Raw genomic sequence first — 1,275 nt, 5'->3', positions numbered from 1 at the left:
CGGAGGCGGCAGACCAGGTCTGATCGTTTGACATCCAACCTAGTCGCCCCAGGTCAGGGCATCGCACCAGACTAACTTGGCTGTCAAAGGACAGCGAAGGGCTTTTCTCACCGAGGGTTGAGCGCTTGCCATCGCGGCCTGCGCCGAGGCCGTAGCCTGCTCGCTGACCGGCGAGGGACTGTAGGGGGCCGGGGAGCGCCGGAACCGGTTTTGAAGGTAGGGCTCAGGGCTCTCAGAAGGGGTCGATGCAGCCCGCGCAAGGCGCCGGAATTCCGCACCGGCAGGGTCAACGCCCGCACTACGATGCGCGGATGAACGAGCTGACGCCGTCCATACGACGCACCCTGTACAAACGCGGGCCGCTGCGCCGCGCGCTGCTGGACACCTCCGTGCTGACCACGGACATCATCGCGGCCACCCGTCGGCGGGACCCGTCGTGGGTGTGTCAATTTAACGGCTGATCTTGGTTGTTGAGGTTCAGTTGTTGGCCGGGGTAAGCCGGCCCTCGAAGGCGATCTGGAAGGCGTTCAGGGGTGCCTTCCAGCGCATCGTCCACCTCTTGCGTCCCTTCCCGGTCGGGTCGAGGCTCATCAGTGCCATGTAGATGCACTTGAGGGCGGCGGCCTCGTTAGGGAAGTGTCCGCGGGCGCGGACGGCTTTGCGTATCCGCGCGTTGACGCTCTCGATCGCGTTCGTGCTGCAGATGACCTTGCGGATCTCGACGTCGAAGGAGAGGAAGGGCACGAACTCGGCCCAGGCGTCCGACCACAGCTTCACGATCGCCGGATACTTCCGGCCCCATGCCTCCTGGAACTCCAGGAACCGCTCGGTCGCCGCGTCCTCGCTGGGAGCCGTGTAGACGGGCTTGAGGGCTTTGGCGACCTTGTCCCAGTCCTGGCGGGCTGCGTAACGGAAGCTGTTCCGCAGCAGGTGCACGACACATGTCTGAACAATCGTGCGAGGCCAGACGGTCTCCACCGCATCGGGCAGGCCCTTGAGGCCGTCGCAGACCAGCATCAGCACGTCGTCCAGGCCACGGTTCTTCAACTCGGTGAAGACGTGCAGCCAGTACTTCGCGCCCTCGCCACCGTCCCCGGCCCAGATGCCGAGGATGTCGCGGGTCCCCTCGGCGGTGACGGCCATGACAACGTAGATCGGCCTGTTCGCGACCTGCCCGTCCCGAATCTTGGTTCTGTCGACGATCTTGTGATCCGGACGGTCTGTCTCATCGTGCGAGCAGGACGCGTTTGCGAAGGAGATCGAGGCTGGCCCGGC

General features: G+C 64.9%; 1 protein-coding gene and 1 pseudogene. One reads left to right on the top strand and one right to left on the bottom strand.

The features are described 5' to 3' along the window. Positions 1-311: 311 nt before the first annotated feature. Entirely contained in the window at positions 312-461 is a 150-nt protein-coding gene (locus tag ACIRU3_RS47790; protein WP_404070798.1) for a hypothetical protein, read from the top strand. Between the two features lie 16 nt (positions 462-477). Here ACIRU3_RS47790 and ACIRU3_RS47785 read toward each other — a convergent pair. Beyond that, positions 478-1,188 (bottom strand): annotated as a pseudogene (locus ACIRU3_RS47785) (IS256 family transposase); the annotation flags it as partial. Between the last annotated feature and the right edge of the window lie 87 nt (positions 1,189-1,275).

The sequence above is a fragment of the Streptomyces sp. NPDC101151 genome (genome assembly GCF_044768335.1).
Taxonomy (GTDB): domain Bacteria; phylum Actinomycetota; class Actinomycetes; order Streptomycetales; family Streptomycetaceae; genus Streptomyces.
Note: the sequence above shows the minus strand (reverse complement) of the source record. Positions and strands in the feature narration are given on the sequence as shown.

Coding starts and splice junctions, on each gene's coding strand:
- ACIRU3_RS47790 (WP_404070798.1), top strand. CDS start 312: ATGAACGAGCTGACGCCGTCCATACGACGCACCCTGTACAAACGCGGG.